Raw genomic sequence first — 19103 nt, forward strand, 5'->3', positions numbered from 1 at the left:
TCAGGCCGCAGTACCGGTGCCCACGGTATCGGCAAGGGCGGGCGCCGCATCCAGTTGGACATCGGAGATTTTGGCCGCGTCAATGTCGTAACTGCGCATTGCAACGACAAAAAAGCCCGCGGCCAATACGCTGCACAGTGGAATGAAGGTGAGCGCGTGCTGCAAACCCCAGCGGTCCGATAAGGCCCCCGCGAGGACTGGACCCACGGCCAGGCCAAACACGTTTTGGAACAGGGAAAGCACGGCGGCGCCGGTGGAGCGCACGCCGGGGTGAACGACGTCCATGGCGACGCCCGCAACCACGCCGACGGTGCAGTTCATGAAAAAGCCGCCAAGCACGATCAGCTTGAACTGAATAGCGGCCGTGTAAGTGCCGCCGAACGCCGCTACGAAGATCACAGACGTGACGAGGCATAGCACGGAGAGCGCGGGCAACTTGTTGCGCGGATTGCGACGTGTCAGGCGCCCCACCACAAAGCCCCAGAGCGTGCAGCTAAAGGCGCCGACCAATACCACCACCGCCGCTGCCTTGCCCGCGGCCTCCGGGGTCATGCCGTGAAAGCGGTTCAGGTAGCTGGGCAGCCACGACCACATGGCCGACACGGTGATCAGTTGAGCCGACGCGCCAGCGCACACCCACAGCAGCGTGCGCGTGCGCGCCAGCGCGCCGAAGATGCGCTTGAGCGTCTCCCCCAGCGGCTGGCTCTCCGGATTCGAGTCCGGCGTTAGCGCTACCGTCTTGTAGTCGCGCACCAGCAGATAGAACAACGCCAGCACGAGCCCCGGTACACCGACCACCCCAAAGGCGGCTTTCCAGCCCCACCTGGCCGCGATCATCCCGCCCAGCACGACGCCCAGCACCGAGCCCAGCGATGGAGCGGCATAGAATGCGCCGAGCGCGGCACTGCGCAAGGACTTGGGAAACAGTGTCGAGATCAAGGCGACACCCACCGAACCATAGCCGGTTTCACCCAGCCCAACCACCGCGCGCGCCATGAACAATTGGCTGAAGTTGGCCGTGAACATACATGAGATCGTCGCCAGGCTCCAGGTGACGGCCATGACCACGATGCTCTTTACCCGGCCCATGCGGTCCGCCACCAGCGCTACCGGCAATCCCCCCGCGCCCACCACGATCGAGACGACCGAGACCAGCGAGCCCAGTTGCTTGTCGCTCAGATGCCATTCGCTCTTGATGTGAGGAAATAGCGAAACGATTACCTGGCGGTCGATAAAATCGAAGAACATGAGTGCGAAGGTCATCGCAAAGGCAAACCAGACCTGCGGCCTGCTCGCCAGATAGCCGCTGTTGCTGGCGGCCTCGGAGTCATTGGGTATCACGTTCATGTTTGTCTCTCGAGATTGATGAAATACGCGACGCCTACCCGCGTCGTGCTTCCGCGATATGGCACCGCCGGCCAATGAGGTACACCGTAAGCGGCAGAACGGCCGCGAGCGGAAGCCAGCGCAATGCGCCTTGCAGCCCCACCGCATCCGCTACCACACCCGTGACAAACGGACCCGCAGCGAGACCCAGGATATTGTTGAAAAGCGTGAGCGTTGCAAATGCCGACCCATGGATACCCGGCGGCGTCGCCCCAGCAATGATTGCGCTACAGGTGCCGAACGAACTGGCGAGAAATAACACTGCAGGTGCGAGGAGTGCGAACTGCAGATTGCCCGGCGGCAACCGGAATGCGATTGCCAGCAGAATGCCCAGCATGAGGCAATAAGCAATCGCCATGTTCCAGCGCTTGAGCGAAGAGTCGCCGCTGATCCGGTCGGTCACCACACCGCACAGAAACTGTCCCAGGCCGCTGACAAGGACAAGGCCCGCCGCCGCCACGGCCGCCTTGCCGACCGGCATGCCCCAGTAGCGATTCAGGTAGCTGGGCAGCCACACGAAAAGCGTGCCCTGGATGAAGATCTGCAGTGCACTGCCGAGGTACGCGCAAAAAACCGAGCGCGAAGGAAACAGTCCGGCAAACAGCGCTCGGGGCGTCAGTTTCACCTGTTCATGCTCGGACATTGCTTTCGCCTCGACCGGATGTGCATGAGCGAGCCTCTTTTCCGTCACTGCAAAGCAATAAATAATCACCAGTGCAAAACCGAGAATCGCCATTAGCGCCATCGAAAAACGCCAGCCAAAGCGGGTCGCAATGATGCCGGAAATCGAAACGCCGAGCACCGACCCAAAAGCAGCAGCAGAGGTAAAGCCGCCGGCAACGGTCGAGCGCAGTTTCCTCGGGAAGATGCTCATGAGCATCGCGAGTCCGACACTTCCGTACGCCGCCTCGCCAACACCCACGAAAATGCGCGCGACAAGCATCTCGTGGTAGCTGCTCGCCATCGCACACCCAAGCGTGGCAAGACTCCAGAGCGCAGCCATCAGGGCGATGCTTTTGACACGTCCCCAGCGGTCCGCAATCAGCGAAAACGGGAGGGTCAGCACGCCGACCGCCAACGGCACCACGCCGCTGATCGAACCGAGCTGAGTGTCAGAAAGCTGCCACTGAACTTTCAATATCGGAAACAAGGCATTGAGCGCCTGCCGCGACATGTAGTCGGATAGCAAGAGACAAAACATCAATGCAAATACCACCCACGCGTAGGCCCGCGCATTACGGCCAACCGTACTTGACTCAGCCGCTACTGAGTTAGCTGTATAAAGAGTCATTTTGTCTCCTCCGGCCGTGAATTATTTATTACGGCATTAGTTGAAAGGCACGTGCAAACGCTCAGGGAGGCTCGGTCTTTCGCGCACAACGCGCCCGCTTTCAGCCGGCAATCCGGCAATTGCGCGTATCGCAGCGTCCCTGGCGGTATCCAGACGCGAGGCCGCAAGGCAAAGCAGTTGTTGGTTGTCCCGCTTGACCGCAGCCCTGTGCAGATCATTCCAGTCACTTAACGACGCGAAGATCGACTGAGGCGCAGCCACGAATCCCAGTCGGACATAACGCAGGATTCGCAATGAGAGTGAATGCAGAAGGTCGACCAGGAGCCGGTTTCCGCACAAACTCACCGTGGCGAAATTCAGAAGAAAGCTTTCTACTGCGTAGGCGTCGGCAGACTCTGCGGCTGCCCTGGTTAGTCTGGGCATATGCATGGTCAGCAACGCTTCGAACCCGGCCGGGCTTTCGCGCGCCACCTGTTCGAGCATCGTGATGTAAAGCACGCTGCGCACGCGGAAAATATCCCTAAGCTCGTCCTCGTCGGGGGCCGTCACGATCGCCCCGCGTCTGGCCTGAAACTCGATCAAGCGGTCCCGCTCGAGCATGCGCATCGCTTCGCGCACTGGAGCGCGGCTGACTTGCAGCACTTCGCTGATATCGTTCTCCAGCAAGCGCTGCCCCGCTTTCACCAGGTCCAGCGTAATGACTCCAGCCAGCCGGACGGCAATCTGCTGTGCAATCGGCGCTGCGGCGTATACGCCATCCTGACCGCGCAACACCGCCCGCTCGACGGCCAGCATCAGGGAATTTTTCGGCGTGAGAAGCGTGGAAAGGTCGGGGAGGTTTGGGGTTCTGTTTCGGGCCATGGCGTAGATACACACAAATTGCTCAATATGGCCTGTCGCCCTCAATGCCCGCTCGCTCCATTTTGCGAGGCGCCGGCCAGTAATCCATGACCGCATAGTGCTGCGTGGAGCGGTTGTCCCACACCGCAACACTGTTCGGCTTCCAACGGAAACGCACCTGATACTCCGGGATCGATGCCTGGCTTTGCAGATAATTCAGCAGAAGGCTCGCGCCTGGCGTCTTGTCCAGGCCGTAACGCACGTTGTCGGCGGTGTGGTAGTTGACGAAATGCGTTGTGAAGCTACTGACGTACAGGATCTTCTCGCCAGTTTCCGGGTGCGTACGCACGACAGGATGCTCCACCTCCGGATTCTGCGCCGCGAGTTTCCTTCGTTCTTCGGGATCCATTGCCGCGCCAAACGAGTGTTCAATGCTGCTTTTCGCTCTCAATCCCTCAATGCGCTTTTTGACTTCTTCGGGGAGCTGCTTATAAGCCTCGACCATGTTGACCCAGATGGTGTCGCCGCCCACTTCCGGGCACTCGACACAGCGGAGCACGGCCCCCATGGATGGGTTAGGCCGCCAAAGCCCGTCGGTATGGTAATTGTTCTCGTAAGGGTTTTTGGCTTCCGACCGATAGATGCGCACGAGCCCCGGGTGTTCCGGATCGCTTCCCGCAACGGGATGATCCTCGAGTTTTCCGAATCTGCTCGCAAACGCGACATGCTCCTCGCGCGAGAGATCCTGGTCCCGGAAAAACAGGACCCGGTGCTTGAGCAACAGCGCCTTGACTTCCGCAAACAGCGCCGCATCCCGCGATGCGTCGCCCAGGCTTACGCCAGCCACCTCGGCGCCAATGGACGCGGTCAATCTTTCTACTTTAATCATGAACGATGTCTCCTTATATCTGGCGGGGATTTCACCCAAACCCCCGCGGTCGCGGCCACGTGCCGGGAGGCCGGTTTGCCCCGCGAAACCGTGAAGTTTTTTGCCCTTGTTGCTGAACAAGATAGCAGCAATATTTATTTATGTCGACATAAATTGGCTGGAACGCGTGCGTATCAACCCGGGTAGTTCCGGCTCCCTACTGACCGAATGGACGCTGCACCGTGAGCTTGCTCGTCACCGAGGTCACACCCGCGACGCCCTTCACGATCTCGACAACGGTGTTGATCTGCGAAGCGTCCGAAACGGTTCCGCTGATCGCCACGGCGCCTCCTTTCGCGGTGACGCCGATGTCGCCCGCATCAATCTCCTTGTGCTTCGCGAGCGCTGCGTACACCTTGCGCTTTAGCGCGCGATTTGCCTGGCGTGCGGTCCTGGCTGTCGTGCCGCCAGATGCGTTGAGCGCCGCGCCCGACGATGCGCCTGCCGGCGTCCCCTCCTGTGCCCAGGCGCTGATCAACACCGCTGCGATCGCGACGCCGAGCGCCGCCCTGAGTCCGTTCATCATCTTCATGGTGGTTCTCCTTTTCGCGGTCAAGTCATCAAAAGCTATGGCGCAGACCAATCATCGCTGCCGTGGTCGAGACGCCCGGTGCGACGGGTTGGCCGTACATGATCGTCTGGTTCATGGCGCCGCGGTTCGCGACATATCCGACCTGCGCGGAGATGATCGTCCGCTTGGACAGGCTGTAATCCGCGCCCACTGCATATTCACTCGAGTGGTTCGCCGAGTTGTTGCGGTCCTTCAGGTAATAGAAACCGGACGTGATCCTGAAGGCCGGGGTGAACTGATAGCCGAGACCTCCGGATATCATTTCGTAATCCGATAGTTTTGTGTTCGAAGGATTTTTGCCAATGCCGTATGACGCCGACACCGATATCCCCCGAAACGTGTACTTCGCGCCGAAATAGTAGAAGCGATTGTTGTCGAGCCCCGTCGGGTTGGCTGCCGCGAGGTTCGTGTCGTGGGCGTTGTAGTAGACGGCGGACAAATTGAGGCCGTAGTTCGAGTACTTGAGCACCGCCGATTCGCGCGTGCCGCCCTGAATCTGGCCCGGCACTCCGCCCGGTGCGTACTCGAGCGCGGCCGACGCGCCATGGAACTTCGGCGACTGGTAGACCAGCGCGTTGCTGTCGTACAGCGCGCCGATCGGCACGTTCGTGTTCGTTCCGGGCCAGCCAGCGGCCTGGTTCAGCCCGAGCCAAGCCCCGAGGATGCTGCCGAAGTATTCCGCCGCACGGACGTCGGTATCGGCCATCGCATAGATCATGGGCGTGTACTGCCGTCCGGCGTCGAAGGTGCCGAACGGCCCGGAGACGCCAACCGTTGCCTGCTGGTTGAACACCGCGGTCGCCCCCGTCGTGTCGGCCAGTCCGAGCTTGCCGTTGCTGCTGTTGAACACGCCCTGCAATCTGAAGTTGACCTTGTAGCCGTTGCCGATGTCTTCGGTCCCCTTGATACCCCAAAAGCTCCCGTAGAGGCTGCCGTCCTTGACCCCGAACACATGCCCGTTGTTGCGCGCGTTCGGCGCGAACGACGACGCGGACGTGCTTTGATAAAAAAGTCCCGAATCAATCGCGCCGTACAACGTGACCGACGATTGCGCATGCGACGTGCTGGCGAATACCGCGAGCACCGCTGCACCGTGCCACTTCAATTTCATTGACGTCTCCTCTGCCTTTTTGTGATGACCGGGCAAGCCCGACCGGTTGCTGACGACGCCGATCATCATCTAAATTTAATGATGTCGACATTAATGTTTATACCGAGTCGACCGGTAGACAGTGCAAGACGTGGCTTCCTGGCAACAAGTCTCCTTTTGATATTTATGTCGACATTATTGTTTTCGAGGGATACACTCCGACCCACAGTGACCTCGCAACTGTCGCGCTCGTCCTGCGAGACCCAACGTTCTGACGATTTCCCATCTCACCCGGAGCTCCATCACCATGAACTTCCTTGACGGCCACCTGTATCCCGAGAACCAGCAGCCTTTGATCATCACCGCCGCGCCCTATGCGCCGGGCTGGATTCCCTCGGACTTTCCGGAGGACATCCCTGTCACGATGGAGGAGCAGATCCAGAAGGCGGTGGATTGCTATGAAGCGGGCGCGACCGTGCTGCATCTGCACGTGCGCGAACCGGACGGCAAAGGCAGCAAGCGCCTGTCCATGTTCAATGAGTTGATCGCCGGGGTGCGCGAGCGGGTGCCTGAAATGGTCATTCAGGTGGGCGGCTCGATCAGCTTCGCGCCCGAGTCCGAAGGCGAATCCGCCAAATGGCTTAGCGACGACACGCGCCACATGCTGGCCGAACTCGATCCCAAGCCCGACCAGGTGACGGTGACCGTCAACACAACCCAAATGAATGTGACGGAGCACGCCGGGATCGACGATTTCAAGGGTGTTTCGCGTGGATTCCCGAATCTCTACGCCACCTACAAGGACATGATCGTTCCTTCGAATCCCAGCTGGGCCGAGGAACACATTCGGCGACTGTCGGCGGCCGGAATCCAGAGCGAGTTTCAGGTCTACAACATCAACAGCTTTGAGACGATCGAGCGGATGATCCGGCGTGGTGTCTACAAAGGACCGTTGGTGATGAACTGGGTGGCGATCAGCGGCGGCATGGATCAGGCGAACATCTTCAACCTCGCCAACATGCTGCGTGCGGTGCCCGATGGCGCGGTGGTCACGGTGGAAAGTTCGGTGCTCAATGTGCTGCCCGTGAATGTGATCGGGATCGCGCTGGGTCTTCACGTGCGCTGCGGCATCGAGGATGTGCTCTGGAACCAGAAGCGCACGGGCAAGATGAGCTCAGTCGAGCAGATCAAGCAATTGGTGCGTATCGCCGGCGAACTCGGCCGCCCCATCGCGACAGCGCAACAAGCACGCGAAATCATGAAAATCGGCGTGTTCTACGACACGGCCGAAGAGACGCTTCAGGCCAATGGCTTCGCGCCCAACCGCAACGGCGGCAACCAGGGCTTCCTGCGCAAGCCGGACTGAAGCCTTCAAGAACACACGGAACAGGAGACATCATGGCAACAGCCGTCAAGTTCTACGAAACGGGCGGTCCCGAGGTTCTGCGTTTCGAAGACGTGGACGTGAGAGAGCCGGGACCGGGCGAAGTACGCATCCGCCACGTGGCGGTGGGTCTGAACTTTGCCGATACGTACTTTCGCGGCGGTACGTATGTGGTCCCGCTGCCTGCCGGCCTCGGCAATGAGGCCGCAGGCGTGGTCGAGGCCATCGGCGCTGGCGTGACCCATCTCGCGGTCGGCGACCGTGTGAGCTATACGGGCTTTATCAACACGCTGGGCGCCTACAGCACGGAGCGGCTGATTTCCGCCGACCTGTTGATCAAGCTGCCGCAGGCCATCAGTTGCGAAACGGCGGCGGCCATGACCATGCGAGGCCTGTCCGCCGCCTACCTGGTGCGCCGCATCTACCCTTTCAAGGCCGGCGACGCCGTGCTGCTGCACGCGGCCGCAGGCGGGGTTGGCCTGATCGTTTCGCAGTGGGCCAAACTGCTCGGGCTAACGGTGATCGGCACCGTTTCCACCGACGCCAAGGCCGAAGTCGCGCGCGCCCACGGCTGCGATCACACGATCAACTACAGCCACGAAGATGTGGCCAAACGCGTGCGGGAATTGACGGGCGGCGTGGGCGTGTCGGTGGTCTTCGACAGCGTCGGCAAAGACACCTTCATGTCCTCGCTCGACTCGCTCAAACGCCGCGGCCTGATGGTCTGCGTCGGCACCGCATCTGGCAAGATTCCGCCATTCGATCCGCAGATTCTGGCGCGCAAGGGCTCGGTGTACATGACTCGCCCAGGACTCGCCGATTACATCGCCGATCCGGCCGAAAAGGCGGAACTGGTCGACGAGCTATTCGGCCACGTGGCGGCCGGCCGCATTCGCATCGAGATCAACCAGCGATATGCGTTGCGGGATGCGGTGCAGGCGCATCGGGACCTCGAAGCAAGAAAAACCACGGGCTCCTCCATTTTCGTGGTGGAGTGACGGTTATTCCTGAACCGCGAACCCCAGGGTCGATGCAAGGACGCCCGTCGCCGGCCTGGAACGCGGCGGCCTTGCCTCGATCGTCAGGTCCCGCGGTTCGTCGTCCTTACGAATGCGTATCGCTGTACTCCGCGCGATACATCGGCCGCTTGGGCGCACGCGTACGCTGCTGCGTCTCCCAGCCTTCGGCGAGCCCCACCTCGGCATTCGATGGAGGCAGCATCGGCTTGCCGCGCACGAGATCGGATGCGCGCTCGGCGAGCATGATGGTCGGCGCGTTGAGGTTGCCGTTGGGCTCGGTCGGGAACACCGACGAGTCGATCACGCGCAGGCCCGTCATGCCACGCACCCGCAACTCGGAGTCAACTACGGCCATGTCGTCCTCGCCCATCCGGCATGAGCCGCACGGATGCATCGTGCTTTCCAGATTCGCCCGCACGAACGCGTCGATCTCGTCGTCGGTCTGCACGCCGGGGCCGGGCGCGAGCTCGACATCGCGGAAGCGGTCCATCGCCGGCTGCCCGATGATCTCGCGCGTGAGCCGCACGCAGCGCCGGAAGCCCTCGCGGTCCTCTTCGCGGTCCAGATAATTAAAGCGGATTTCCGGGTGCACGTAGGGGTCCCCCGACGTGAGCCGTACGTGACCCCGGCTTTTGGGCTTGTTCGGGCCGGTGAGCACCATGAAGCCGTGCCCCTTGAACGGCTTGTCGCCGTCGTAGCGCATCGCGGCAGGCAAAAAATGGAACTGGATATCCGGCCAGCGCAGCCCGGCCTCGGAACGGATGAAACCGCCGGCCTCGAAATGGTTACTGGCGCCAAGGCCATCCTTGAACAACAACCAGCGCAAACCGATCAGGAACTTGTGCCAGGGGTCCATCTGGCCGTTGAGCGTGACCGGTTCCTTGCAGCCGTACTGGATGTAGATCTCGGCATGATCTTGCAGATTCATGCCAACGCCGGGCAGCGCGTGCTTGACTTCCACGCCCGCCGCGCGCAATGCGTCCGCGGGTCCGATGCCCGAGCGCTGCAGCAGATGCGGCGAGCCGATCGGCCCCGATGAAATCAGCACTTCGGCGCGGCAGCGCGCCGTGTGCGTGACGCCGCCCCGGTCGTAGACCACACCGACCGCGCGCTTGCCTTCGACGATCACCTGCCGCGTCATCGCATTCGTGACCACGTGCAGATTGGGACGGTTCATTGCGGGGCGCAGATAGGCATTCGCGGTGGACCAGCGCACGCCGTCCTTCACCGTCATGTGCATCGCGCCGAAGCCTTCCTGCATGTGTCCGTTGCAGTCGTCCGTCTGGATGTAGCCCGCTTGCACGCCCGCTTCGATCCATGCGCCGTACAACGGGTTTTTCATGTTATTGCCGTTGTTGGTGGAGAGCGGCCCATTCGATCCGCGATACTCGTCGCCACCGAACTTGTAGGTTTCGGCCCGGCGGAAGTACGGCAGGCAGTTGCGGTAGCCCCAGCCGCGCGCGCCCAGCTCCTCCCATTCGTCGAAGTCGTAAGCATGGCCGCGAATATAGACCAGGCCGTTGATCGACGACGATCCGCCCAGCACCTTGCCGCGCGGGCAATGCAGTTGGCGTCCGTTCAGATGCGGCTCCGGCGCGGTCTGATATTTCCAGTTGAACTTGCGCGTGTTCATCGGCATTGAAAAGGCGCTCGGCATCTGGATGATGATGCTGCGGTCGCTGCCGCCGTACTCGAGCACCAGCACGCTCACGGATGGATTCTCGGTGAGGCGGTTGGCCAGCACGCAACCCGCCGATCCCGCACCCACGATGATGTAGTCGTATTCCCGGCTTTCCATGATGAATTCCTGATTCGTTATCCTGACAATTAGCTTTAGAAGCGCTGTTCGCCGGTGGTGTACTGAGGCATGGTCTTTTCGATGTGCGAGATAAGCGCTTCCTCGCCGCGCAGATCGAGCGAGCGGCTCAGCAGGTAATACGCGATGCCCGAGACGAACAACCCGACCAGCCACGCGAGGTCCACGCTACCCATCGCCCGTGCGAACGGGCCGACATAGACTTCGTTGGCGCCGTCGAAGATGCAGAAGAACGGAACCATTGCAGCGAAGCCAATCGCATACGACATCAAACCGCGCGCGCCCCACATACCGTAGATGTTGTTATGCGGCAGGAAGAAGTGCGGGATGGCATAACGGCCCTTGCGCACGAAGAAGTAGTCCGTGAGGTTGACGGCTGTCCAAGGCACGAGGAAGTAAAGCATTACGACGAGATAGATGTTCAGGACCGAGAGCCCCTTGCCCGACGAATAGATGCTGAGCGCGACGCCAAGCTGCAGCACCACGACAAAGAGAATCGCCAGCACGCGCACACGGGGCGTAGGCTCGATCTTCCTGAACGAATCGAGGCCGGTGATCGCCGTGAGCTTCGCGCTGTAAATATTCATCGCAATCACGGGAAGGAACGCCACGATTGTGACCGCCACCACCACGCTCCCGAGGCGCGGCGACAGATCGCTGCCCACCTGGTTGAGCGCCACCAGCACGTCGGTGGCATGCAGGTGGTCGCCGAGCCAGCCGCCCACTGCGATCATCCACGCACCCGAGAGCGAGGCCCCGAGGAATACGGCGGCGATCAGCCGGCCGCTCGGCGTGTTCTTCGGCAGATAGCGCGAATAGTCGGACACATAGGGCGCGTAGGCGATGTTGTAGCTCGCGGCAGCGGCAAACTGCGTGATGAACCCAGTCAAGGTGAAGCCAAGCGGCGCGGGCGGCGGCGTGCCGGGCAGCGCCGCCGGCAGCGGCAGATCGGGCACCCAGTGCATGAGCACCGCCAGTGTGACGAGGCCATACAGCGGTAGCGAGAGATACAGCGCCCACTTGAAGCTGCGATGCATCCAGTCGTGGCCGAGAATCGCCAGAAGCGCCGCAGGCACGGTGACGACGAGCGCCACCTTGAGCGGGTCCCAGCCGAACAGCGCCTTGAGCCCTTGCATCATCAGCACGAGGTTCACGATGTTAAAGCCCGCGAACACAAACAACGTGGCGAGCAGCACGAGCACCACGCCGCGATAGCCGAATTGCGCGCGCGACTGGATCATCTGCGGCAGACCCAGATGCGGGCCCTGCGAGCCGTGAAACGCCATGAACAACGTACCGAACATGATGCCCAGTGTGCCCGCGACCGTTGTCCATAGCGCACTCAGCCCGACGCTCGGCCCGACGAAGCCAATCGTCATCGTGAAGAACGTGAAGTTGCCGAGAAACCAGAACGGTCCCTGGCGCGATAGCCGGTCGGTGCGCTCGCTCTCCGGAATGAAATCGATCGAATGCCCCTCGATCGCGCCATGCTCGCCGGCGGCGGCCGCTGGTGCTGCGATCGTTGCTGCGACTCTGTCGTGTGCTTCCATCGTGTGCCCCATGTCGTAATGGACGATGCTGCGTAAAGATAAATCCCGGTAAGACGTCAGGGAGACGCCGCCCTATGCGTCGTTCAGCGTGATCCAGACGGCTTTTGTCTCCATCAGCGAGTCGAGTTGCTCGGAGCCGAGGTCCTTGCCGAAGCCCGACGCCTTGAAGCCGCCGAACGGCATCGCCGGATCGATCGTGCTGTGCGCGTTCACGTAGACGCTGCCTGCGCGCAGCTTCGGCACCAGCGCATGCACGCGGTTCAGATCGCGCGAATAGATCGCGGCGGCAAGTCCATAGGGCGTATCGTTGGCGAGCGCGACCGCCTCGTTCAAATCGTCGAACGGCGCGCTCACGAGCACGGGGCCGAAGATCTCCTCCTTCACGATCCGCATGTCCGGGCGGCAATGCGCGAAAATCGTCGGTTGAACGAAATAACCCGAGCCTTCCACATTGCGCCCGCCATACACGAGTTCCGCGCCTTCGCGCCGGCCTGTCTCGATCCATGACGTCACGCGCGCCTTCTGCTGCGCCGAAACCAGCGGGCTGATGAAGCAGTCGCGATCGAGACCCGGCGCGATCTTGAGCGTGCGCGTGTAGTCGATCAGCGCGGCGAGAAAGCGCTCGTGCACGCCGCGCTGCACGTAGAGGCGGCTACCGGCGTCGCACACCTGCCCCGAGTTGAAGAACATGCCATTGGCCACCGCGCGTGCGGCGGCCTCGACGTCCGCGTCGTCGAGCACGAGCACCGGGGACTTGCCGCCCAGTTCCAGCGTGACGCGCTTGACGCCGTCGACCGCCGCACTGCCGACGTCGCGCCCCACCGCCGTCGAGCCGGTGAACGTCACTTTGTCGATGCCGGGGTGGCGCGCCATCGCCGCGCCAATCACGTCGCCGCGCCCGGTCACAACGTTCACCACGCCATCGGGAATGCCGGCCTCCTGCACGAGCTGCGCGAAGCGCAAGGTCGAGAGCGAGGTCAGTTCCGCGGGCTTGATCACCGCCGTGCAGCCCACCGCGAGCGCGGCAGCGAGCTTCCACGCCAGGGTTTGCAGCGGAAAATTCCACGGCACGATGATGCCGACCACGCCCACCGGCTCCTTGCGCGTATAGGCGAGGTAGTGGCCCGGCAGCGAAGGCTCGACGGTGCGACCGTGCAGCTTGGAAGCCCAGCCCGCGAAATAGCGATACGTATCGATGGTGCCCTGGATGTCCACGTCGCGCGCATTCGCCACCGACTTGCCGACGTCGATGGATTCGATCTCGGCGAGTTCGTCGGCGTGGGCCTCGACGAGATCGGCGAGGCGGTGCAGCAGGCGCTCGCGTTCGAGCGGCTTCAGACGCCGCCACGCGCCGCCATCGAATTGCGCGCGCGCCGCCGCGACCGCGCGATCGAGGTCGCCGGTCGTGGCGAGCGGAATCTGCGTGATGACGCCTTCGGTGGAGGGCTCGATCACGTCGAGCCCCTCGCCCTCGCCGCCCGCAACGAACGCCCCGCCAATCAACATGCGCTGCGGCTGCTCGAGAAAGCGCCGCGTCTCCTCGCGCACGCCGAACTGCTCCAGATAGTTTCGTACGATGGAGTCCATCGTTGTCTCCTGATATTGCGCGGCGCCGTGCGGGCGCATCGCGCTTTCATGTTGGGTGCCGTTGCCGGCGCAAAGGCTGCAGATGCCGTCGATGCCTTAGCGCGACCGCTGGCTGCGCGCGTGAAAAATGAAGCCGATGGAATTCAGCAGCAGTTGCGCCGCGAGAATCGGCGTGACGCCCGCCGGATCGTAGGCCGGGGCCACCTCGACGAGGTCCATGCCCACGACGTTGCCGTGACTGCGGCGCGCAAGCCCCTGGATGATTTCCAGCACCTCGTAGTAGGTGAAGCCGCCGTGGCTCGGCGTGCCCGTGCCCGGCGCGATGGACGGGTCGAAGCCGTCGATGTCGATCGTGATGTAGTAGGCGCGGCCCTCGGGAATGCGTTCGAGCACGCCTTGCGTGCCGAGCCGGCGCACATCGCGCACCGACATAATGTCCGAGCCCGCTGCGCGTGCCGCATCGTAGTCGCTGCGATTCGACGAAGAAACATTGCGGATGCCGAGTTGCGTCATGCCGCTGATATGCTGCATTTCCGAGGCACGCCGCAGCGGATTGCCGTGCCCATAGCGCACGCCATGGCGCTCGTCGACGAAGTCCAGATGCGCGTCGAAGTGCACGATGTGAATGGGGCCGCGGCCTTCGAACGCCTGAATCACGGGTGCGTGAATCGAATGATCGCCGCCCAGCGTGATGGGCATCGCGCCGTTCTCGAGAATCTTGCGCACCGCGCTTTCGATGTTGGCGTTGCTCGCGGCCATGTCGGTATGGACAATGTCGGCGTCGCCCACGTCCACCATGCGGACCTGGTCGCGCGTCAGATACAGCGCGTCGTCTTCGTGGTCGTAAGCACCCGCATGGCCGAACGAGAACAGCGTAGACGCTTCGCGGATGCTGCGCGGCCCGAAGCGCGCGCCCGAGCGCCATTGCGTGCCCATGTCGTTGGGGGCGCCAAGAATCGCCACATCGGCGTCGATACGGTCCCAGTCGAGGCAGACCGGCGATTTCGCGAAGGTGCAATGTCCCACGAACGGCAAGTCCAGCCGCCCGCTTTCATACGTATTGCCCGGCATGAGTGTCTCCGTGTGTGATCCGCTGGCTAATCCAGTCGGTAATCGGTGAACGACCCGGTTTATGTCGGGCCGCCGCTTTGAGACACTATGTCGGTATTATTTTTGACCAAAAATCCCGGGTATCAGATGTTCATATCGGAATATCCGAAGCAAGCGATCATGGAGAACGCGGGCAATGATGCAACTGCAGGACGTCGATCTCAAACTACTCAGGGTTTTCATGCATGTCGTGCGCTGTGGCGGCTTCTCCGCGGCCCAAGCCACCCTGAACGTAAGCCAGTCGACCATCAGCGAGCAGATGACCACGCTCGAAACGCGCCTCGGCCTCAAGCTGTGCGAGCGCGGCCGCGGCGGCTTTCGCCTGACCGAGCACGGGCTCGCGACCTATGAGGCGGCCCAGCGCCTGCAGGTGGCCGTGGAGGCGTTCTGCATGGACACGGATGCGCTCAAGCAGCACATCGCGGGCAGGCTCTATCTTGGGATCATCGACAACACGGTGACGGACAGCGCCTCGCCGCTGCCGCGGGCCTTGCAGAAGTTCGTCTCGCGCGGCGACGACGTGCATGTCGACGTCTACGTCGGCACGCCGGCGGAACTCGAAGAGCGCGTGCTCGACGGCCGGCTCCATGTCGCGATCGGCCACTTCCCGATCCACGTGCCGGGTCTCACCTACACCGAGCTCTATCTAGAGCCCGACGGGCTCTATTGCGGCAAAGGGAATCCGCTCTTTGAAGGTGCTCGGGATAACGGCATTCAGACCGAAGCCATCGCCACGAGCCGCATTGCCGCGCGCGGCTACCTGCAACAGCACGACCTGAAGATGCTGAGTGCGAGCAAGGCCGCGGCGACCGTCGACAACGTCGAGGCGCAGGCGATCCTGATTCTCTCGGGCGCGTATATAGGATTCCTGCCTAACCATTACGCGGCGCGCTGGGTCCAACGCGACGAGATGCGGCGCATTGGTCCCGAGCAGTTCGGCATGCAGTCGCCCTTTTGCGCGGCGACGCGCCGGGCAGCCGCCGTCCCCTCGATTTTGCAGGCCTTTATGGTGGACCTGCAGGAAGCCTGGCAGCATGAACACGCGGGCGAAGCCGCAACTGAAAAGCGGCCCGCACGCCGCAAATAGGCGTACGCCCGCGTGCTCACGCGGGCGGCCATGGTGTGCTGCAGTGGAATGCCGCTATGGCGCTGCGCTCAGGAGGTGGCGAAGCGAACGCCCTGGGCACTGTCCGCCATGCCTTCGATCAACGCGGCGACGTTCTCCGCTGTTACCGCCGACAAAGTCCAGCCGAGGTGCCCGTGCCCGGTGTTGTAGAACACGCCCGGCATGCGTCCCCGGCCGACCTTCGGCAGCATGCTCGGCAGCATGGGCCGCAGTCCCGCCCATGGGATCACGCGCGAGGTACTGACCTGCGGGAACAGCCGCCGCGTCCACTCGACAAGCGGCGCGACACGGTCCGCGCGAATGTCCCGGTTAAAGCCATTGATCTCGGCCGTGCCGGCCACGCGGAACCGGTCGGCCCCCAGCCGGCTCGTGACGATCTTGGCGCTTTCATCTAGCAGGCTGACCCACGGCGCCGCGCGCTGGCTCGTTTCGTCGTCGAGGCAAACCGTGATCGAATAGCCCTTCACCGGATAAACGTTCACGTGGTCGCCCAGCATCGACGCGAATACGCGGCTGTTGACGCCAGCGCAAACGACGATGCGGTCGAACCTTTCGTTATCCGAAGCACCCTGCTCTGCAGCCGATACGGTAAAAGCGCCATCCGAATCGCGCCGGATCGCCGTGATCTGCGTGTCGTGGCGAAACTCCACGCCATGCCGCACGCACGCCTGCGTCAGTCCGCGCGTGAACTTGTGGATGTCGCCGGTCGAATCCGAGGGCGTGAAAAAGCCGCCGAAAAACGCTCCGTCCAGCGTCGGCTCGATCTGCCGGATCTCGGCCGCCGTCACAGGCCTGCGATCGAGACCGCCTTCGGTCAAAATGGCATTGACCTTCGAGGAAGCGTCGAAGCTCTTGCGGTCCCTGAAGATATGCAGGATGCCGCGCTGCTCCAGATCGAATTCGATCCCCTCCTTGCGCGCGGTCTCGAACAAGTGCTCGCGGGCCGCGATGGCGAGGCGCACCGTTTCTAGCGTGTTCGCCCGATAGTTCGGAATCTGCCGCAGGAACTCGGCCATCCACGAGTATTTGTGCCAGCCCGGCAGCGGATTCACCAGCAGAGGCGCGTCGCGCGTGAGCATCCAGCGCAGGCCTTTGAGAACGGTGGCGGTGCTGTTCCAGACTTCGGCGTTGCATGCGGAGAGTTGACCGCCGTTCGCGAACGAAGTCTCCATCGCGCTATAGCGGTGGCGTTCGAACACGGTAACGCGAAAACCGCGCTTTGCGAGGGCGTAAGCGGTCGTGACGCCGGTAATCCCGGCGCCAATAATGGCGATTCGTGACATGACATGGTCCAGATTAGATTGAGCACTGTCGTTTCCGACACCTGTGCCCCATCTGTCCATGTACCTGAGAGTTTCTTTCCGTGCCGGCGCTGGACGCGCCGGCACGGAAATCTCCTTCGGTGGGCGCGTGCGCGCCGCTCTCCAGATGTTCTCGCTGCAGGGTCCTTGTGCCTGAGAGTTTCCGGGGCGGTTGCTCCGTCGGCGCCGTCAAGTGCTTTCGCAGTGACAGTCTCTCCCGCTGCAGCTGGTCGAACAGTGCAACGATAGCGGGCCGTTATTGCCGGTGCAAGCGTTTTTTCGCACGCATCAATGCGCAAGAATCCCCATCGCCGTTTTCTTCAATTCCAGAAAATTCGGCTCGAACGCCACATTCGGCGTGCGCGGGCGGTCCAGTTCGATGGGCACGTCGAGTGCAACGCGCCCCGGGCGCGCCGAAAGCACCACAAGCCGTGTACCGAGAAGGATCGCTTCGTCAATGTCGTGAGTAATGAACACGATCGTGCAGTGAAGCTGGTCCCACAGTGACGTCAAGAACGTCTGCATGGAGCTGCGCGTCTGCGCATCGAGTGCGCCGAAGGGCTCGTCCATCAGCAGCACCTTCGGCTTCATGACGAGCGCGCGCGCGATTGCCACGCGTTGCTGCATGCCGCCCGACAACTCATAGGGCTTGTGCTTGGCAAAGGACTCCAGGCCGATGATCTTCAAAATCTCCGCGGAATCCTTGCGCCGCTGCGCCTTGGGCACCGAGTGCAGCGACGGGCCGAACTCGATGTTTTCTTCCACGCTGAGCCACGGATACAAGCCGGCCTGCTGGAACACCACGACACGGTCGGCGCCCGGCTCGTCCTTGACCTCGCCATCGATGTAGATGTTGCCCCGCGAGGGGGAAGTCAGACCGGCGAGCAGGTGCAGCAAGGTCGTCTTTCCGCAGCCGGAAGAGCCGAGCACGGTGATGAATTCGCCGCCCCGGAACTGCAGATTGATGTTTTCCAGTGCCGTGGTGGCGCCGAAGGTCTTGTACAGGGAATCGATGACGATGTTCAAGTTCGTCTCCTCGTCGACGGTCAGACTGTCAATGGGTCAATGCGCCAATGATTTCGAATACTGCGGAGCGACATTCGCGTCGAAGTTCGCCGGCACGGACGTAATGCGCCCTATCTTGTTGAGCACCTTGGCGGTATTCACAAGCGTCTGGTACGTCGCCGAGGTCTTGACGCCGGCGTCGATGCCCATCACCTTGGGCGTCGTCTGGTCCGCGCCGGAGAACAGTTCGTAACCGGCGAGTTCGCTCGTCGCCACCGGCACGGTCACGCCCGTCGCCTTCGCCATTTCGGCGATGGCCTGGTCGCGATTCTTCATGGTCACCTGATAGCCCGCGTCGAGCGCCGTGACGAAGCCGGTAACCAGGTCCGGGTGCGCTTTCGCCCAATCCGCGTTGGCGATGCACACGTTGTAGCTCGACGCTTCGCGCGGCAGGTCGCCGTCGGTCTTGATGGCCTTGCCGCCGGCGGCGCGCAGCGCGCTGAAGACCGGATCCCAGACGATGGCCGCGTCGATCGCGCCGGTCACCCACGAGGTGCGCATCTGCGGCGGCGCCATGTTGACCTGGGTGACCGACTCATACGGCACATGCGCTTGCGCCAGGAAGGTCGCCAGTTCGAAGGAAGCCTGGGAGCCCGCCACGATCGCGATCTTCTTGCCTTTCAGCCCCGCAACGTCGTGGATGCCGCTATCGGGCTTGACCACGATGCCAGCCGCATTGGTATAGCGCTCCTGGTTGTACACGATGGCCATCGGCAGGCCCTGGGCGATGGCCGTGACGAGCGGCGGCACGCCAAGCCCGCACATGAACGTGAGGCTGTTCGACGCCAGCGCGCTCATGGCCGCCGGGCCAGAGCTGAAGAGCTTGTACTGGACATCGGCGTTCATATGCTTTTCGAACAGATGCTCGGCCATCGACACCATGTACGGATCGGCGCCGTTGTCCTCGTAGCCGATGATGACTTCGGGCTTGCCCTGGGCGTAAGCCGCGCCCGGCATCAGGCAACTGCTCGCAAGTAGCGCCGCGCTTACGCCAAAGATCCATTGCATCTTTTTCATTTTTCGTCTCCTCGGATGACCC

At 62.3% G+C, this 19103-nt stretch carries 16 protein-coding genes and 1 riboswitch; of the genes, 3 read left to right on the top strand and 13 right to left on the bottom strand.

Annotation, left to right across the window (positions count from 1 at the left end):
* From HV773_RS25380 to HV773_RS25405, 6 genes are all read right to left on the bottom strand, one after another.
* The gene (locus tag HV773_RS25380) at nt 1-1347 is read right to left on the bottom strand and encodes an MFS transporter (protein ID WP_175197050.1); all 1347 of its coding nucleotides are present in this window, start codon (nt 1345-1347) and stop codon (nt 1-3) included.
* Between the two features lie 34 nt (nt 1348-1381).
* Nucleotides 1382-2677, bottom strand: a complete 1296-nt coding sequence (locus HV773_RS25385) for an MFS transporter (RefSeq protein ID WP_217481939.1) — start codon at nt 2675-2677, stop codon at nt 1382-1384.
* A gap of 36 nt (nt 2678-2713) precedes the next feature.
* Nucleotides 2714-3472, bottom strand: coding sequence for a GntR family transcriptional regulator (locus HV773_RS25390; protein ID WP_246282391.1), 759 nt, complete (start codon nt 3470-3472; stop codon nt 2714-2716).
* 88 nt (nt 3473-3560) lie between these two features.
* On the bottom strand, nt 3561-4406 hold the full coding sequence (locus HV773_RS25395) for a TauD/TfdA dioxygenase family protein (RefSeq protein ID WP_377729161.1): 846 nt from the start codon (nt 4404-4406) through the stop codon (nt 3561-3563).
* 196 nt (nt 4407-4602) lie between these two features.
* On the bottom strand, nt 4603-4977 hold the full coding sequence (locus HV773_RS25400) for a BON domain-containing protein (protein WP_377729159.1): 375 nt from the start codon (nt 4975-4977) through the stop codon (nt 4603-4605).
* A gap of 28 nt (nt 4978-5005) precedes the next feature.
* Nucleotides 5006-6127, bottom strand: a complete 1122-nt coding sequence (locus HV773_RS25405) for a porin (RefSeq protein ID WP_175197052.1) — start codon at nt 6125-6127, stop codon at nt 5006-5008.
* 286 nt (nt 6128-6413) lie between these two features.
* Here HV773_RS25405 and HV773_RS25410 point away from each other — a divergent pair, with 286 nt between their 5' ends.
* Together HV773_RS25410 and HV773_RS25415 are read left to right on the top strand one after the other, a co-directional pair.
* Nucleotides 6414-7472, top strand: coding sequence for a beta-keto acid cleavage family enzyme (locus tag HV773_RS25410; protein ID WP_175197053.1), 1059 nt, complete (start codon nt 6414-6416; stop codon nt 7470-7472).
* A gap of 32 nt (nt 7473-7504) precedes the next feature.
* Nucleotides 7505-8488 (top strand): quinone oxidoreductase family protein, encoded by a 984-nt coding sequence (locus HV773_RS25415; protein WP_175197054.1) that lies wholly within the window; start codon nt 7505-7507, stop codon nt 8486-8488.
* A 106-nt stretch (nt 8489-8594) separates the two neighbouring features.
* Here the strand turns inward: HV773_RS25415 and betA are convergent, their stop codons facing one another.
* The 4 genes from betA to speB all read right to left on the bottom strand — a co-directional run bounded on the left by betA (nt 8595) and on the right by speB (nt 14533).
* Nucleotides 8595-10307 carry a choline dehydrogenase gene (betA, locus tag HV773_RS25420; RefSeq protein ID WP_175197055.1) on the bottom strand — a complete coding sequence of 571 codons (1713 nt, stop codon included), beginning with the start codon at nt 10305-10307 and terminating at the stop codon, nt 8595-8597.
* A gap of 35 nt (nt 10308-10342) precedes the next feature.
* Nucleotides 10343-11875 (bottom strand): purine-cytosine permease family protein, encoded by a 1533-nt coding sequence (locus HV773_RS25425; RefSeq protein WP_175197056.1) that lies wholly within the window; start codon nt 11873-11875, stop codon nt 10343-10345.
* Between the two features lie 72 nt (nt 11876-11947).
* Entirely contained in the window at nt 11948-13462 is a 1515-nt protein-coding gene (locus HV773_RS25430) for an aldehyde dehydrogenase family protein (protein ID WP_175197057.1), read from the bottom strand.
* Nucleotides 13463-13558: 96 nt separating this feature from the next.
* The gene (gene speB / locus HV773_RS25435) at nt 13559-14533 is read right to left on the bottom strand and encodes an agmatinase (protein WP_175197058.1); all 975 of its coding nucleotides are present in this window, start codon (nt 14531-14533) and stop codon (nt 13559-13561) included.
* Between the two features lie 175 nt (nt 14534-14708).
* On the opposite strand from speB, the gene HV773_RS25440 reads away from it, so the two are divergent.
* On the top strand, nt 14709-15659 hold the full coding sequence (locus HV773_RS25440; RefSeq protein WP_175197059.1) for a LysR family transcriptional regulator: 951 nt from the start codon (nt 14709-14711) through the stop codon (nt 15657-15659).
* 68 nt (nt 15660-15727) lie between these two features.
* Here HV773_RS25440 and HV773_RS25445 read toward each other — a convergent pair whose 3' ends face one another.
* The 3 genes from HV773_RS25445 to HV773_RS25455 form a co-directional block, all read right to left on the bottom strand.
* Entirely contained in the window at nt 15728-16981 is a 1254-nt protein-coding gene (locus tag HV773_RS25445) for a D-amino acid dehydrogenase (protein WP_175197060.1), read from the bottom strand.
* Nucleotides 16982-17023: 42 nt separating this feature from the next.
* A riboswitch (glycine riboswitch) is annotated at nt 17024-17136 on the bottom strand.
* A 151-nt stretch (nt 17137-17287) separates the two neighbouring features.
* On the bottom strand, nt 17288-18025 hold the full coding sequence (locus HV773_RS25450; RefSeq protein WP_175197061.1) for an ABC transporter ATP-binding protein: 738 nt from the start codon (nt 18023-18025) through the stop codon (nt 17288-17290).
* Nucleotides 18026-18061: 36 nt separating this feature from the next.
* The gene (locus HV773_RS25455) at nt 18062-19081 is read right to left on the bottom strand and encodes a taurine ABC transporter substrate-binding protein (RefSeq protein ID WP_175197062.1); all 1020 of its coding nucleotides are present in this window, start codon (nt 19079-19081) and stop codon (nt 18062-18064) included.
* Nucleotides 19082-19103: the final 22 nt, after the last annotated feature.

This window comes from Paraburkholderia caffeinitolerans (assembly GCF_902859945.1).
In the GTDB taxonomy this organism is placed as follows: domain Bacteria; phylum Pseudomonadota; class Gammaproteobacteria; order Burkholderiales; family Burkholderiaceae; genus Paraburkholderia; species Paraburkholderia caffeinitolerans.

Excerpts from the sequence above, each read along its gene's own strand:
- HV773_RS25380 (WP_175197050.1), bottom strand. The coding sequence starts at position 1,347 with ATGAACGTGATACCCAATGACTCCGAGGCCGCCAGCAACAGCGGCTAT.
- HV773_RS25385 (WP_217481939.1), bottom strand. The coding sequence starts at position 2,677 with ATGACTCTTTATACAGCTAACTCAGTAGCGGCTGAGTCAAGTACGGTT.
- HV773_RS25390 (WP_246282391.1), bottom strand. The coding sequence starts at position 3,472 with ATGCTGGCCGTCGAGCGGGCGGTGTTGCGCGGTCAGGATGGCGTATAC.
- HV773_RS25395 (WP_377729161.1), bottom strand. The coding sequence starts at position 4,406 with ATGATTAAAGTAGAAAGATTGACCGCGTCCATTGGCGCCGAGGTGGCT.
- HV773_RS25400 (WP_377729159.1), bottom strand. The coding sequence starts at position 4,977 with ATGAAGATGATGAACGGACTCAGGGCGGCGCTCGGCGTCGCGATCGCA.
- HV773_RS25405 (WP_175197052.1), bottom strand. The coding sequence starts at position 6,127 with ATGAAATTGAAGTGGCACGGTGCAGCGGTGCTCGCGGTATTCGCCAGC.
- HV773_RS25410 (WP_175197053.1), top strand. The coding sequence starts at position 6,414 with ATGAACTTCCTTGACGGCCACCTGTATCCCGAGAACCAGCAGCCTTTG.
- HV773_RS25415 (WP_175197054.1), top strand. The coding sequence starts at position 7,505 with ATGGCAACAGCCGTCAAGTTCTACGAAACGGGCGGTCCCGAGGTTCTG.
- betA (WP_175197055.1), bottom strand. The coding sequence starts at position 10,307 with ATGGAAAGCCGGGAATACGACTACATCATCGTGGGTGCGGGATCGGCG.
- HV773_RS25425 (WP_175197056.1), bottom strand. The coding sequence starts at position 11,875 with ATGGAAGCACACGACAGAGTCGCAGCAACGATCGCAGCACCAGCGGCC.
- HV773_RS25430 (WP_175197057.1), bottom strand. The coding sequence starts at position 13,462 with ATGGACTCCATCGTACGAAACTATCTGGAGCAGTTCGGCGTGCGCGAG.
- speB (WP_175197058.1), bottom strand. The coding sequence starts at position 14,533 with ATGCCGGGCAATACGTATGAAAGCGGGCGGCTGGACTTGCCGTTCGTG.
- HV773_RS25440 (WP_175197059.1), top strand. The coding sequence starts at position 14,709 with ATGATGCAACTGCAGGACGTCGATCTCAAACTACTCAGGGTTTTCATG.
- HV773_RS25445 (WP_175197060.1), bottom strand. The coding sequence starts at position 16,981 with ATGTCACGAATCGCCATTATTGGCGCCGGGATTACCGGCGTCACGACC.
- HV773_RS25455 (WP_175197062.1), bottom strand. The coding sequence starts at position 19,081 with ATGAAAAAGATGCAATGGATCTTTGGCGTAAGCGCGGCGCTACTTGCG.